Annotated in this window: 12 protein-coding genes; 5 read left to right on the top strand and 7 right to left on the bottom strand. The window is 66.3% G+C overall.

The features are described 5' to 3' along the window. Positions 1 to 3 precede the first annotated feature (3 nt). The 5 genes from asnB (at position 4) to ACMGRF_RS11065 (ending at position 5013) form a co-directional block, all read left to right on the top strand. Positions 4 to 1947, top strand: coding sequence for an asparagine synthase (glutamine-hydrolyzing) (gene asnB / locus ACMGRF_RS11085; protein ID WP_414485221.1), 1944 nt, complete (start codon positions 4 to 6; stop codon positions 1945 to 1947). A gap of 66 nt (positions 1948 to 2013) precedes the next feature. After that, entirely contained in the window at positions 2014 to 2574 is a 561-nt protein-coding gene (locus ACMGRF_RS11080) for an NADPH-dependent FMN reductase (protein WP_100478456.1), read from the top strand. Between the two features lie 295 nt (positions 2575 to 2869). Continuing rightward, positions 2870 to 4300, top strand: coding sequence for a replicative DNA helicase (locus tag ACMGRF_RS11075; protein WP_049410515.1), 1431 nt, complete (start codon positions 2870 to 2872; stop codon positions 4298 to 4300). A 246-nt stretch (positions 4301 to 4546) separates the two neighbouring features. Next, positions 4547 to 4759: a hypothetical protein gene (locus tag ACMGRF_RS11070; protein WP_014647705.1), complete on the top strand. Its 213-nt coding sequence runs from the start codon at positions 4547 to 4549 to the stop codon at positions 4757 to 4759. After that, complete coding sequence (locus ACMGRF_RS11065) at positions 4756 to 5013, top strand: hypothetical protein (RefSeq protein WP_111191301.1); 258 nt, start codon at positions 4756 to 4758, stop codon at positions 5011 to 5013. The genes ACMGRF_RS11070 and ACMGRF_RS11065 overlap by 4 nt, the downstream gene beginning before the upstream one ends. 142 nt (positions 5014 to 5155) lie before the next feature. On the opposite strand, the gene lpdA is transcribed toward ACMGRF_RS11065, so the two are convergent. The 7 genes from lpdA to ACMGRF_RS11030 all read right to left on the bottom strand — a co-directional run bounded on the left by lpdA (position 5156) and on the right by ACMGRF_RS11030 (position 14674). Then, positions 5156 to 6592, bottom strand: a complete 1437-nt coding sequence (lpdA, locus tag ACMGRF_RS11060) for a dihydrolipoyl dehydrogenase (RefSeq protein WP_005417523.1) — start codon at positions 6590 to 6592, stop codon at positions 5156 to 5158. 63 nt (positions 6593 to 6655) lie between these two features. Next, a complete protein-coding gene (sucB, locus tag ACMGRF_RS11055; RefSeq protein ID WP_019660411.1) occupies positions 6656 to 7855 on the bottom strand; it encodes a dihydrolipoyllysine-residue succinyltransferase in 1200 nt (399 codons plus the stop codon). A 40-nt stretch (positions 7856 to 7895) separates the two neighbouring features. Next, positions 7896 to 10727, bottom strand: coding sequence for a 2-oxoglutarate dehydrogenase E1 component (locus ACMGRF_RS11050; protein ID WP_134709685.1), 2832 nt, complete (start codon positions 10725 to 10727; stop codon positions 7896 to 7898). Positions 10728 to 10913: 186 nt separating this feature from the next. Continuing rightward, a complete protein-coding gene (locus tag ACMGRF_RS11045; RefSeq protein WP_262224194.1) occupies positions 10914 to 11810 on the bottom strand; it encodes a GNAT family N-acetyltransferase in 897 nt (298 codons plus the stop codon). A gap of 9 nt (positions 11811 to 11819) precedes the next feature. Further along, on the bottom strand, positions 11820 to 13232 hold the full coding sequence (locus ACMGRF_RS11040) for a JmjC domain-containing protein (protein ID WP_414485220.1): 1413 nt from the start codon (positions 13230 to 13232) through the stop codon (positions 11820 to 11822). Between the two features lie 291 nt (positions 13233 to 13523). Further along, positions 13524 to 14384: an IS3 family transposase gene (locus tag ACMGRF_RS11035; protein WP_099485319.1), complete on the bottom strand. Its 861-nt coding sequence runs from the start codon at positions 14382 to 14384 to the stop codon at positions 13524 to 13526. Continuing rightward, positions 14381 to 14674, bottom strand: a complete 294-nt coding sequence (locus tag ACMGRF_RS11030; RefSeq protein ID WP_006388655.1) for a transposase — start codon at positions 14672 to 14674, stop codon at positions 14381 to 14383. Before ACMGRF_RS11030 ends, ACMGRF_RS11035 begins: the two co-directional genes overlap by 4 nt. Positions 14675 to 14963: the final 289 nt, after the last annotated feature.

The following is a 14963-nucleotide window of genomic DNA, read 5'->3' as shown; positions in this document are numbered from 1 at the left end:
TGCATGTGTGGATTGGCGGGAATGTTGTTGCCGGCGCCGCTGGCGTCGGCCGAGTCGCTGCAGGCGCAGGCGCTGGCCATGGGCCAGGCGCTGCACCATCGCGGGCCGGATGATGGCGGCAGCTGGGTCGATGCCGAGGCGGGCATCGCGCTGGCGCATCGGCGCCTGAGCATCCTCGACCTGTCCCCGCTGGGCCACCAGCCGATGGCCTCGGCGGACGGCCGCTACGTGATGGCCTACAACGGCGAGGTCTACAATTTCGCGGCCCTGCGTGAACAGCTGGAGCCGCTGGGGCACACCTTCCGCGGCCATTCCGACACCGAAGTACTGCTGGCGGCGATCCTGCAGTGGGGCGTGGAAGATACCCTGCAGCGCTGCAACGGCATGTTCGCCATCGCGCTGTGGGACCGCCAGGAGCGTTGCCTGTGGCTGGCCCGCGACCGCGTCGGCAAGAAGCCGCTGTACTACGGCTGGGCGGGCGACACGCTGGTGTTCGGTTCGGAACTGAAGGCGCTCTGGCAACACCCGGCGTTCGACAACGACATCGACCGCGATGCGCTCACCTTGCTGCTGCGGCTGGATTACATCCCGGCGCCGCACAGCATCCACCAGCGCTGCTACAAGCTGATGCCGGGCCGGGTGCTGCGGCTGGATGCAGCGGCTGTGGCCGCAGGCGCCGCGGCACACCGCCCGGAGCAGGCGCAGCGCCCATACTGGGATGCGCGCGCACGCATGCAGGCGGCGTTGGCCGCCCCGTTCCAGGGCCGCATCGAGGAGGCCGAGGAACAGCTGGACACGCTGCTGCGCGATGCGGTGGCGCTGCGCATGGTGGCCGACGTGCCGGTCGGCGTGTTCCTGTCCGGTGGCACCGACTCATCGCTGGTGGCGGCGCTGATGCAGGCGCAGAGCGGGCAGCCGGTGCATAGTTTCAGCATCGGCTTCACCGACTCGGGACATGACGAAGCACCGCTGGCCAGGGAGCTGGCGGCTCACCTGGGCTGTGATCACACCGAGTTGTATGTCAGCGGCGCCGACGCGCTGGCGGTGGTGCCGCAGTTGCCGGCGATGTTCGATGAGCCTTTTGCCGATGCGTCGCAGGTGCCGACCGCGCTGGTCGCACGGCTGGCACGGCAGGGCGTGACCGTCGCGCTGTCCGGCGACGGTGGCGATGAGCTGTTCTTCGGCTACACCCGGTATGTACGCGCGCTGCGCAACTGGCAGATGCTCGGACGCGTACCGGGGCCGCTGCGGCGCTGGATGGGCGCACGCTCGCAGCAGCAGGGCGAGGCCTCGCGGACCGGTGGCCTGGCGGCGCTGCTGGCCGAGACAGGCGCACGTGGCATCGGCGACGTCTACCGCAACCGCATCTCGCGCTGGCGCGACCCTGCCGCGGCGGTGCCCGGTGCGCAGACGGCCGGCAGCTTCTACGACCTGGCCGATCCGCTGCATGGCGCGGGGACACCGGCCGACGCGATGATGCTGGCCGATTTCGTGACCTACCTGCCCGATGACCTGTTGTGCAAGGTCGACCGGACCTCGATGGCGGTCAGCCTGGAGGCGCGCGCGCCATTGCTGGACTGGCGCGTGGCCGAGTTCGCCTGGTCACTGCCGCTGGGCTTCAAGCGCAGTGAGACGACCAGCAAGGTGCTGCTCAAGCGCGTGCTGGGCCGTTACGTGCCGCATTCGATGGTGCACCGTCCCAAGCGCGGTTTCGGCGCACCGGTCAGCGACTGGCTGAAAGGCGACCTGCGGCCCTGGGCCGAGGACCTGCTGCAGCCGGCGCGGCTGGAGCGTGAGGGCGTGCTGTCGGCGGCGGCGGTGCAGCCGCTGTGGCAGCAGTTCCTGGGCGGGCAGCGCAAGTGGCATACCCACCTGTGGAACGTGCTGATGTTCCAGGCCTGGCAGGCGCATTGGCGGCAGGCGCGGAGCGGCGTGACCGGCGGCTGATCTTCACCGGATGGCACGGGCCTGGCGACTAGGCTGGGCCTCCCGCACCGTGAGGAGTATGTCCCGATGTCCGTCCCCACCATCGCCGTGTTCGTTGGCAGCCTGCGCAAGGATTCCTGCAACCGCAAGCTGGCCCATGCGCTGGAGAAGCTCGCCGGTGATCGCGCGCGCTTCCAGTACGTGCAGATCGGCGATCTGCCATTGTACGACCAGGATTTCGACGCCGATTATCCGCCGCAGGGCACCCGGCTGAAGGACCAGGTGCGCGCCGCCGACGCGGTGCTGTTCGTGACACCCGAGTACAACCGGTCGGTGCCCGGCGTGCTGAAGAACGCCATTGATATCGGATCGCGCCCGTACGGTGACAGTGCGTTTGCCGGCAAGCCGGCGGCGGTGATCGGCGCCTCCATCGGCCAGATCGGTACTGCCGTGGCCCAGCAGCACCTGCGCAACAGCCTGGCCTTCCTGGACATGCATGTGCTGGGCCAGCCCGAGGCATTCATCCACTTCAAGGACGGCCTGATCGATGCCGATGGCACGATCCACAACGAAGGCACGCAGAAGTTCCTGCAGGGCTACGTGGACCGGTTCCTGGCGTTGATCTCAGTGCACGTCAAGGGCGATTGACGCCTGCGGGGTCAGAGCCCCTGCGTCGCAGGGGATCCGACCCAAATCGTGCCCAGGGTCGGATCCCGGCGCGCAGTGACGGGCTCCGACCCCGGGGCGTTGATCTGCGATAATGTCCCGCTCGGGCGCCGCAATGGCGCCCGTCGCAGGCAGTGCGACGCTCTCACGCCAGTCTGGCCAGGTACCGGCGGATATCCCCCGTTTTCCCACGGCTTATCCACAGGCTTGTCCATGGCTGCCGGGGGCGGCACATGCCTACACTCGTCTGGCCCACTTTTGCAGGAAACACCGCAGCATGTCCGCTCGTCCCGGCTTCCGTTCCAACCGCAGAGAGCGCGGTGATGGCTTCGATCGCGATCGCGACGAGTCGCGCATCGACCAGTTGCGGGTACCGCCCCATTCGGTGGAAGCCGAGCAGGCGGTACTGGGTGGCCTGATGCTGGCGCCCGAGGCGTATGACCGTGTCAACGACCAGCTGACCGAAAGCGACTTCTATCGTCGCGATCACCAGATGATCTATCGTGCGATCCGCGAGCTGTCCGAACGCGAACGACCGTTCGATGCGGTGACGCTGGGCGAGTGGTTCGAATCGCAGGGCAAGATGGAACTGGTGGGTGACGGCGCCTACCTGATCGAACTGGCCAGTACCACGCCGTCAGCTGCCAACATCGTGGCCTACGCCGAGATCGTGCGCGACAAGGCGGTGCTGCGGCAGCTGATCCAGGTCGGCACCGACATCGTCAACGACGGCTTCCAGCCGGAGGGGCGCGACAGCAGCGAGCTGCTGGCCTCGGCGGAAAAGAGCGTGTTTGCGATCGCCGAACAGGGTGCGCGTGGCCGTACCGATTTCGTGGCCATGCCCGGTGCACTGAAGGATGCCTTCGAGGAGCTGCGCAACCGCTTCGAGAACGGCGGCAACATCACCGGCCTGCCGACCGGTTACAACGAGTTCGACGCGATGACCGCCGGCCTGCAGCCGACCGACCTGATCATCCTCGCGGCGCGCCCGGCAATGGGCAAGACCACCTTCGCGCTGAACATCGCCGAGTACGCGGCGATCAAGTCGAAGAAGGGTGTGGCCGTGTTCTCGATGGAAATGTCGGCATCGCAGCTGGCGATGCGCCTGATTTCCTCCAACGGCCGCATCAACGCGCAGCGCCTGCGCACCGGCCAGCTGGAAGACGAGGACTGGAGCCGCGTCACCAGCGCGATCAAGATGCTGAAGGAAACCAAGATCTTCATCGACGATACGCCGGGCGTGTCGCCGGAAGTGCTGCGCTCCAAGTGCCGCCGCCTGAAGCGCGAGCATGATCTCGGCCTGGTGGTGATCGACTACCTGCAGCTGATGAGCGTGCCGGGCAACAGCGAGAACCGCGCGACCGAAATCTCGGAAATCTCGCGTTCGCTGAAGGGACTGGCCAAGGAACTGAACGTGCCGGTGATCGCGCTGTCGCAGCTCAACCGCTCGCTGGAAACGCGTACCGACAAGCGCCCGGTGATGGCCGATCTTCGCGAATCGGGTGCAATCGAGCAGGACGCGGACATGATCGTGTTCATCTACCGCGACGACTACTACAACAAGGAAAACTCGCCGGACAAGGGCCTGGCCGAAATCATCATCGGCAAGCACCGTGGTGGCCCGACCGGCTCGTGCAAACTGAAGTTCTTCGGTGAGTACACCCGCTTCGACAACCTGGCCCACGATTCGGTCGGTTCGTTCGAATAATGGTCATGCCGGCCTGGCCGGCAACCACGCTCCGGCGCTGTAGAGCCCAAGGCACCGGCAGGAGCCGCTGTCAGCGCGGGTTCCATGCGGTCGCCACGAAGCGCAGCCGGGCGCGGGCTTGGCGTTGCACTGCGCTGGATCGGTTTCATCGCCCCCAGCCCGATTTCGTCGCAAACCGTTTGCCGGCGCCAGGGCAGGGCGCCAAGGTGTCCGCAGGCGGCAGGGTGCCGCCCCAAGGAGACCGTGATGAAGACCCTGTTCGCGCTCGGTGTGTGGTGCCTGCTGTTCGTACTGTGCTGGCCGCTGGCGATCCTCGCCCTGATCGCCTGGCCGTTCGTGTGGCTGCTGAGCCTGCCGTTCCGACTGGTCGGCATCACCTTCTCGGCGTTGTTCGCGTTCCTGCGCGCGCTGTTCATGCTGCCCGCGCGCCTGCTTGGTGGCCGGGCGGTGCCCGCATGAGGGCGGTGGTGCTGGTCGGTCTGGCCCTGTTGGCGGGTCCGGTGCTGGCCGCACCTCCGGCACCCCCTTCGGTGTGGCTGGAGCGCCAGCAGGCAGCCGGTGCCGACGAAGCGAATGCAGCTGGGGCGAAGCCTCTGGCGGTACCCGAGGCCAGGGAGCGCTGCCGGGTCACGAAGGAATGGAAGGTCGGCGATACGGTGGTGCAGCACAGGGTCTGTGAGGATCCACCGAAGAAGCCTGCTGGAAAGGTGTAGCGCCGAGGCCATGCTCGGCGGCCTTTGCAGGGCAGCCGAGCGTGGCCTCGGCGCTACAGGGAAATGAGCGACAAAAAACCCCGCCGAGGCGGGGTTTTTCATATCCGGGTGATGCCGGCCAGCGGCCGGCACTACCGAACGATCAGTTTGCCTTGTGGATGGCGCGCTTGCTGACCGCCATCGCTGCGTCGTGGATCACTTCCGACAGCGACGGGTGGGCGTGGCAGATGCGGGCCAGGTCATCGGCCGAGCCGCTGAACTCCATGGTCAGCACGCCTTCGTGCACCAGTTCGGAGACGTTGGCGCCAACCAGGTGCATGCCGAGGATGCGATCGGTTTCGGCATGGGCCAGGATCTTCACGAAGCCGGCCGGCTCGATCATCGCCACGGCACGGCCGTTGGCGGCGAACGGGAAGCTGCCGGCCTTGTACGGAATGCCTTCGGCCTTCAGCTGGGCTTCGGTCTTGCCGACCCACGCCAGTTCCGGCTCGGTGTAGATGACCCACGGGATGGTGTCGAAGTTGACGTGGCCCGGCAGGCCGGCGATCAGCTCAGCCACCGCGATGCCTTCCTCGAAGCCCTTGTGCGCCAGCATCGGGCCGCGCACGCAGTCGCCGACCGCCCACACGCCGTTGACGCCGGTGTGGCAGTGCGCATCGACTTCGATCTGACCACGCTCGTTGACCTTGACGCCGGTGCCTTCGGCCAGCAGGCCCTTGGTGGCGGCGCGACGGCCGACGGCCACCAGCAGCTTGTCCACGGTCAGGGTCTTTTCGCCTTCCGCGTCGGTGTAGGTGACGATGACTTCCTTCTTCTTGCCCTTGCCGGTGATCTCGGTCTTGGAGACCTTGGCATTGAGCTTGATGTCCAGGCCCTGCTTCTTGAATTCCTTGGCAGCGGCCTTGGCCACTTCGGCGTCGGCAGCCGCCAGGAACTCCGGCATGGCCTCAAGGATGGTGACTTCAGCGCCCAGGCGCTTCCACACGCTGCCCAGTTCCAGGCCGATCACGCCGGCACCGATCACCGCCAGGCGGTTCGGCACTTCGGTGAAGTCCAGGCCGCCGACGTTGTCGACGATGGTCTCGCCGTCGAACTTGGCGAACGGCAGTTCGATCGAATCCGAACCGGCCGCGATGATGACGTTGGTGCCCTTCAGCTCGACTTCCGAACCGTCGTGCTGCTTCACCTTGACCACGTTGCCCGGCTGCAGCTGGCCGAAGCCGTAGTAGGCGGCGACCTTGTTGGCCTTGAACAGCATGCCGATGCCGCCGGTGAACTGCTTGACGATCTTGTCCTTGCGGCCAATCATCGCCTCGACGTCGATCTTGGCATCCTTGAAGCTGATGCCGTGGTCGCCAAAGATGTGGCCCATGTTCCAGAACTGGCGCGAGGAATCCAGCAGCGCCTTGGACGGGATGCAGCCCACGCGCAGGCAGGTGCCGCCGAGGGCCGGCTTGCCGTCCTTGCCCAGCGCTGCGTCGATGCAGGCGGTCTTCAGGCCCAGCTGGGCCGCGCGGATGGCAGCGTGGTAACCGGCCGGGCCGGCACCGATGACGACGACGTCGAATTGTTCAGCCATTGAATTATTCCTTGATGCATTACCAGAACCCCTCCGCGCAGGCGCGGAGGGGCGGGAGGTTTCTTACAGGCCGAACAGCATGCGGCCCGGGTTTTCCAGCTGGTTCTTGATGTCCACCAGGAACTGCACCGAGTCCTTGCCGTCGATGATGCGGTGGTCGTAGGACAGCGCCAGGTACATCATCGGCGCGATCACGACCTGGCCGTTCTGGGCGATCGGACGCTCCTTGATGGCGTGCATGCCCAGGATGGCGCTCTGCGGCGGGTTGATGATCGGGGTCGACAGCAGCGAACCGAAGGTGCCGCCGTTGGTCACGGTGAAGGTGCCGCCCTGCAGTTCTTCCAGGCCCAGCTTGCCGTCACGTGCCTTCTTGGCGTAGTCGGCGATGGTCTTCTCGATGTCGGCGAACGACATGCGCTCGACGTTGCGCAGGACCGGCGTGACCAGGCCCTTCTCGGTCGACACGGCGATCGAGATGTCCGAGTAGCCGTGGTAGATGATGTCGTCGCCGTCGATCGAGGCGTTGACCAGCGGGAAGCGCTGCAGTGCGTTGGCAGCGGCCTTCACGAAGAAGCTCATGAAGCCCAGCTTGATGCCGTGTGCCTTGACGAACTCGTCCTGCAGCTCCTTGCGCGCCGCCGACACCTTGGACAGGTCGACTTCGTTGAAGGTGGTCAGCATGGCGGTGGAGTTCTTCGACTCCATCAGGCGCTCGGCGATGCGCTTGCGGATGCGCGTCATCGGCACGCGTTCTTCCGGACGCGCGCCACCGGCCTTGCCGGCGCCGCCGTTGCGGGCGAAGTTGACGATGTCTTCCTTGGTCACCGCGCCACGACGGCCGGTGCCGTCGACGTCGGCCGGGTTCACGCCTTCGGTGATGGCGGTGAAGCGGGCGCCCGGCGGCAGCGCGTCGGCGGCCGATTTGGCAGCCGGGGCCGGCGCAGCGGCAGCGGCCGGAGCAGCGGCGGCCGGTGCGGCTTCAGCCTTCTTCTCTTCAGCGGCCGGGGCCGGAGCCGCAGCCACGGCGCCTTCTTCGATGATCGCCACGACCTGGCTGGAGGTCACGGTATCGCCTTCCTTGAACTTGATTTCCTTCAGCACGCCGTCAACCGGCGACGGCACTTCCAGCACGACCTTGTCGGTTTCCAGGTCAAGCAGGTTTTCGTCGCGCTTGACGGCGTCGCCCACCTTCTTGTGCCAGGTGGCGATGGTGCCGTCGGCGACGGATTCGGGCAGTACCGGGGCTTTGACTTCGGTGGCCATTGCGGGAGCTTCCTGGTTTGTCTTCTAAATAGGGGGAGGATTATTCAGCGAACGTGTCGTTGAACGGGTTGACCAGTGCGTCGGCAATCAGCTGCTGCTGCTCGCGGACGTGGTCAGCCATGTGACCGGCAGCCGGCGACGCCGAACGTGCGCGACCGGCGTAGTGCAGGTTCTGGCCATCGGCCAGGCAGAACTGCAGGTGGTGGCGGATCTGGTACCACGCGCCCTGGTTCTGCGGTTCTTCCTGCGTCCACACCACGTCGGTGGCCTTGCCGTACTTCTTCAGTTCGGCCGCCAGCAGCGCACGCGGGAACGGATACAGCTGCTCCACGCGGATGATCGCCACGTCGTCCTGGCCACGCTTGGCCTGGTCTTCCAGCAGGTCGTAGTAGACCTTGCCCGAGCACAGCACCACGCGCTTGACCTTCTTGGCATCGGCATTGGCGTCGCCGATCAGGTGCTGGAATTCGCCATTGGCCAGCTCGTCCAGGGTCGACACGGCCAGCTTGTGGCGCAGCAGCGACTTCGGCGACATCACCACCAGCGGCTTGCGGGTGGTCATGTGCAGCTGGCGGCGCAGCATGTGGAAGGCCTGCGCCGGGGTCGACGGCACGACAACCAGCATGTTCTCCAGGGCGCACAGCTGCAGGAAGCGCTCCAGGCGCGCCGAGCTGTGTTCCGGGCCTTGTCCTTCGTAGCCGTGCGGCAGCAGCAGGGTCAGGCCGGAAATGCGGCCCCACTTGGCTTCACCGGCGGCGATGAACTGGTCGATCACCACCTGGGCGCCGTTGGCGAAGTCGCCGAACTGGCCTTCCCAGATGCACAGCGTGTTCGGATCGGTGGTGGAGAATCCGTACTCGTAGGCCATCACTGCTTCTTCGCTCAGCAGCGAGTCGATGACGGTGGCCTTCTCCGGCGAATCCACCAGCTGCCGCAGCGGCATGTAGTAGTTGTCGGTCTTCTGGTCGTGCAGGATCGCGTGGCGGTGCGTGAACGTACCGCGGCCGACGTCCTGGCCGACCAGGCGCAGCGCATGGCCTTCGTCGAGCAGGGTGGCGTAGGCCAGGTTCTCGGCAAAGCCCCAGTCGCCCGGAATCTCGCCGGCGGCCATCTTGCGGCGGTCGTCGTAGACCTTGGCCACGCGCGAGTGCAGCTGCACTTCGTCCGGGATGGTGTTGATCAGCCTGGCCAGCTCGACCAGCTTGTTCTTCTCGACCTTGGTCGAGACCGGGTCGGACAGCTTGCCTTCCAGCAGCTTCGGCCAATCGACGAACAGCGGGCTGCTCGGCGGGGTCTTCTCGACCTTGGCCAGCTCGGTGGTCACTTCACCGGCATCGAGCTTCTCGCGGTAGGCATCGACCATCGCCTTGCCGGCACCGGCGGCGATCACGCCCGCCTTTTCCAGCTGCTCGGCGTACATCTCGCGGGTGGTCGGGTGCTTGCGGATCACCTGGTACATCAGCGGCTGGGTGATCGCCGGCTCGTCGGCCTCGTTGTGGCCCCAACGGCGGTAGCACATCAGGTCGATGACCACGTCCTTGGCGAACTTCTGGCGGAACTCGAAGGCCAGCTGCGCGGCGAACACGACGGCTTCCGGATCATCGCCGTTCACGTGCAGCACCGGGGCGGCGATCATCTTTGCCACGTCGGTGGCATAGCGCGTGGAGCGCGTATCCAGCGGGTTGGAGGTGGTGAAGCCGACCTGGTTGTTGACCACGATGTGCACGGTGCCGCCGACGGCGAAGCCGCGGGCCTGCGACATCTGGAACAGCTCCATGACCACGCCCTGGCCGGAGAAGGCCGCGTCGCCGTGGATCAGGATCGGCATGACCTGCTTGCGTGCGGTGTCCTTGCGGCGCTCCTGGCGCGAACGCACGGAACCGGCCACGACCGGGTCGGCGATTTCCAGGTGCGACGGGTTGAACGCCAGTGCCAGGTGCACCGGGCCACCGTCGGTAGCCACGTCGGCGGAGAAGCCCATGTGGTACTTCACGTCGCCGGCCGAAGCGTGCTCGTCGTGTTCGAACTTGCCTTCGAACTCGTCGAACAGCTTGCGGGGGTTCTTGCCCAGGGTGTTGACCAGCACGTTCAGGCGGCCGCGGTGGGCCATGCCGATCACCACGTCCTTGACGCCATCCTTGCCGGCACTGCGGATGATGGTGTCCATCATCGGAATCAGCGAGTCGCCGCCTTCCAGCGAGAAGCGCTTCTGGCCGACGTACTTGGTGTGCAGGTAGCGCTCCAGGCCTTCGGCCGCGGTCAGGCGCTCCAGGGTGCGGCGCTGGGTGTCAGCGTCCAGCTGGTAGTTGCCACCAGCCGCTTCCAGCTTCTTGTAGATCCACTGGCGTTGCTCGACCTCGGAGATGTGCATGAACTCCGCACCGATCGAGCCGGTGTAGGTCGCCTTCAGGCGTGCGAGCAGGTCGCGCAGCTTCATGCGCGGCTGGCCGCCGACGCCACCGGTGCTGAACTCGCTGTTGAGATCGGCATCGGACAGGCTGTGGAACGGCAGGCCCAGGTCGGGCGTGTTGACCGGCGCGGCCAGGCCCAGCGGATCGAGGCGGGCGTCCAGGTGGCCGCGCGAGCGGTAGGCGGTGATCAGACGACCGACATTGCGCTCGCGCTCGTCGCCCGCACCGGTGCCGGTGCCAGCTTTCAGCGCATCCTTGGCCGCGTCCGCGATGTGGGAGATGACGGCCGAGTGCGGAATGTCACCTGCTTCGCGGCCCTTGAAGCCGTCGAAGTAGGTTTTCCATTTGGGATCGACACTATCCGGGGAGACCAGGTACTGCTCGTACAGGTCCTCGACATAGGAGGCGTTGCCGCCGGCGAGTTGCGAAGATTGCGCAAACTGCTTCAGTTGATTGTCCACGATGGAGGGTGTTGATTCGCTTTGTGGGGTATGGCTTCAGAAGGACCCGGCAGGAAGATGAATAGCCCTGCGCGGGCGCGTTCAAACAGCCAAATTGTACCCCCAACGGGACACGAAGGGGCACCACCACAGGTATCCCGCGTCCGCTGGTGCCGGTTCCAGACAGGTTGGGTCAGCGGTGCCGGCTCAGATGCCGAGCGCGCGCAGTTCGCTGCAATCGCGCGAACGGTCCCAGACGCGCTGCAATTGCTGCTCGAACGGCTGCGAACGTGCCGGCAGCGCGATGCCGGCCTCGCCGTCGAGGCGATGGCCGATCAGACGAAAGTAGAAGTCGCCCGCATCGTTGAGCAGGCAGGCCGAGGCCAGCGCGCGGTCGACCGGATCGCTGACCTCGCGGAACTGGATCACGCTTGGCAGGCGCTGGGCCAGCGCCAGCAGCGGTGCCCCGGCAGAGGCGATCGCAGCGGCATCGTGCACGATCACCCGCAGCTGCTTGTCATGGCGGGCGGTGACGAAGCGGCGCAGGGCGGCCTGCACCGGCGGCGCATCGAGCAGCCCCGGGTCCAGCTGGCGGCTGTGCAGCCACAACTGGCGGCGGGCGCGGTGGACGATGGCCGTGGTGATGGCCACCGCTTCGGCGCGGCGGTCGATCGCGCTGGCCGCGCCCAGCCGGCGGCGCATCTGCTGGTGGCCGATGCCGGCCTCCTCGAACACCTCGCCTTCCGGCAGGAAGCCCTGGCGGGCATAGAAATCACGGGCGGGCAGCTGGGCGTGCAGGTGCAGTTCGGCCAGGCCGAGCCTGCGCCCGGCCTCGACCAGTGCCTCCAGCAGGGCCTCACCGACCCCGTGGCTGCGATGGCTGGCCAGCACGGCCATACGGCCGATGCGGCCGTCCGGGGCCAGGCGGCCGGTGCCGACCGGCTGGTTGTCACTGTCCAGCGCCAGCACATGGGCGCTGACCGGGTCCAGCGCATCGCGTTCCAGTTCCGCAGCGATGCCCTGTTCCTGCACGAACACGCGTTGGCGCACGTCGTGGATGGCGACGTGGGCGTCGGCGTGGCTGACCTGCTGGACCCGGATCATGGTGAGGGCTCAGGCCCGGCCAGTGCTGTCGTCGTCTTCGCCGTCCTCGAAGTTGACGATGACCTCGATGCCGTCGTCGTGCACGGTCACGGAGTGGACATCGTCGGACACCGCGTCGGCGTCGATCGCATCCACCCGGTCACGGCCTTCAACGACCTCGCCGAGCACCACGGCATCCTCGCCGTCTTCCTCGTCTTCGGCCTCGTACACCTCATCCGGGTCGATCAGCTGGAACACGCCGCCGACCAGCAGCTGCTGGAGCACGGCGCGGCCCTTGTCGGACAGGCCACGGTAGGCGGTGGCATCGAGCTGTTCGGCAGCGGCCAGGCGCTGGGCGTCCTTCACCGGCAACGCGAAGTCCTGGCCGCTGACGTACAGGCTGGCACCGCGCTTGGCCCGGCGCCAGGCCAGGCGTGCCCACGGGTGGCGCTGCAGCAGCAGGCCGGAGGCCAGCGCCTGGACCACTTCCTCTGGTGCCGGTGCGGCCTGGTGGGCCATCACCTCGCCGGCGGCGCGGTAGGTGGTGATGAAGCGGCCGAACCAGTCACCCAGCTTGTCCGGGTCGTTCATGCGGATGGCGTTGAGCGCGGTGATCACCCGCGCCATCGCCACCGTGTCGATTTCGTTCGGGTCGGCCGGCACCTTGAGGTCGGCATCCTGGTAGCGGATGTTCTCGTCGGCATCGGCGATCAGGGTGTCCAGGTAATCGCTGATCAGTTCGGCCGAGGACGGCGCGCGCATGCCGAACGAGAAGGTCAGGCAGGGGTCTTCGGCGACGCCGTGGTGCGGCACGTTCGGCGGCAGGTACAGCATGTCGCCCGGCGCCAGCACCCAGTCGTGGGTGGGCTTGAACACCTTCAGCAGCTTCAGCTCCACGTCCGGGCGGAAGCCCAGCGGCGGCTGCTTGCCCTTGATCGATTCGCTGGCGTCGATCTGCCAGCGGCGGTGGCCATGGGCCTGCAGCAGGAACACGTCGTACTGGTCGACATGGGCGCCGACCGAGCCGCCGGTGGCGGCAAAGCTGATCATCACGTCATCCATGCGCCAGCGCGGCAGGAAGCTGAAGTGCTCGATCAGGGCGCGCACGTCCGGGTCCCACTTGTCCACGTCCTGCACCAGCAGGGTCCAGTCGTGGTCGGGCAGGGCGGGGAACACGTCTTCCTGGAACGGACCGGTGCGCACGCGCCAGCCGTCCCGGGCCTTGTCGTGCTCGATCAGGCGCGCCAGTACGCCTTCCTCGCAGGCCAGCCCGGCCAGGTCTTCCGGCTGTACCGGGGTCTGGAAATTGGGGAAGGCGTTGCGGATCAGCAGCGGGCGTTTCTGCCAGAAGTCGCGCAGGAAGGTGGCCGGCGCCATGCCCAGGGGCTGGCCGGGGCGGGCGGTGACTTCGATCAGGGGGGCAGGGGACTTGCGGGCGGCCATGGGGGAATCCTTGCAGCGGAAAGCGGGAGGGGCGGCGTGGCGGGCCGCCAAGGCTTCCATTGTCCGCCGTTCGTCGGGATTGCGCACGTGCGGTGGTTTGTCGCGGGGTGTCCGGCCAACGGCGGAGCCCCTCGTGGCGGGGTTTGGGTTGGTCGCTGAAGGCAAAAGCCGGGTTTGGCCGGGCGGGTGGGCTGCGCGGGGGACGCTGCAAGTACGTCCCTGTAAGCTTGGCCGCCGCATCCATGCGACGGACTGATCTGGCCCCCTGAAAACGGACGCCATGAAGCCGTTTCAGGCGGCAGCCCGGAGCTGCCGGGCATAGTTGTTAGGCGAGTGGTAGCCCAGCGCCGAGTGTAGCCGGGCTGGATTATAGAAGCCGTGGATGTAAGCAGCGATGGACTGGCTGGCTTGTTCCCTACTGGCGTAAGGCTCGGCAGCCTCTTCTGTCTTGAACGTCGCAAAGAAGCTCTCGGCCACTGCGTTGTCCCAGCAATTGCCAGGCCGGCTCATGCTTTGGACCACGCCATGGGACTGCAGCAGCTGGCGAAACTCGTTTCCCCAGTACTGCCCACCACGATCTGAATGGAAGATCAGGCCGGGTCGTTGTGGATGCAGAGCCCAAGCATTGGCAAATGCTTTCACCACCAGCTCTTCAGTCAGACGCTTGGAAACGCTGTAGCCCAGCACCTGCCGGGTCTGGACGCTGATGACCACGGCCAGATGCAGCCATCCCTGGCGGGTGGGGACATACGTGATATCCCCGACCCACGCCGTCGGTCCGGTTCCGGGGGCAAATTGCCGATCCAGCAGGTTGGGAGCGAGCTGAGATGAGCCGCCAGAGGATTGGGGTCGGAATCGGCCTTTGGTCTTGCCCTGGATTCGCTCCTCGGCCATTAACCGTGCCACGCGCTTGTGGCCGACTGGATGATTCCTGGCTCGTAAAGCCCTGACCAGCCGACGTCGCCCATAACTGCGCTTGCTGGTCACATGAATGGCCCGAAGCTCGGTACGGAGGGCCGAATCGACATCGCACGTTTGGGCACACTGCCGGCGCAGGTAGTCATGGAATCCAGAGACAGAAACCCCAAGAACCCGACACAACAACCTGGTCGGGTAGTGAGTCCTTTGACTGGCGACGAAGGCGTACCTCACTTGGACTCTCTGGCAAAGAACGCCGCCGCTTTTTTTAGGATTTCCCGCTCCATCTTCAGATTGGCGTTCTCGGCCCGAAGGCGGCTGATCTCGCTTTCCAGGTCGGTGGCTGGCCTGCGAGCCTCAGAGGTCAACGACCGGCCAGCACGGACCGCGTCAAGCCAATTTGCCAGCGTCTTGACCGACATCTCCAGCTGACGGGCCGCTGCGGCCGGCCCGAGCGACTCGGCCAGCTCCACGGCTTGGTGCTTGAACTCATCGGTGTAGCTACGACGGGTGATACGGGACATAAGGGGCCTCCAAGTGCGATCAAAGTATCGCTTCTTGGCGTCCGCTGACGGGGGGCCAGATCAGACACCCCCCGCGCAGCCCACCCGCCCGGCCCCTGTCAGTTCTCTGCGCGGCCCGCCACGGAATGAAGAAGAAGATCAAAGGCAACAGCGGTTCGCGCGCTGCGCTTGCTTGTGTAGGGCCGAGCCACGCTCGGCTTGCTGTTGCCCACGCCCAAGAGCAGCCGAGCACGGGCTCGGCTCTACAAAAGACCCTCAAACAAAGAGGGACGCGGCGAAGCCGCGTCCC

Origin of the sequence: Stenotrophomonas sp. EMP41 (assembly GCF_047495535.1) — a bacterium.
GTDB classification, from domain to species: domain Bacteria; phylum Pseudomonadota; class Gammaproteobacteria; order Xanthomonadales; family Xanthomonadaceae; genus Stenotrophomonas; species Stenotrophomonas sepilia.
This window is presented reverse-complemented; position numbering and strand designations above follow the sequence as displayed.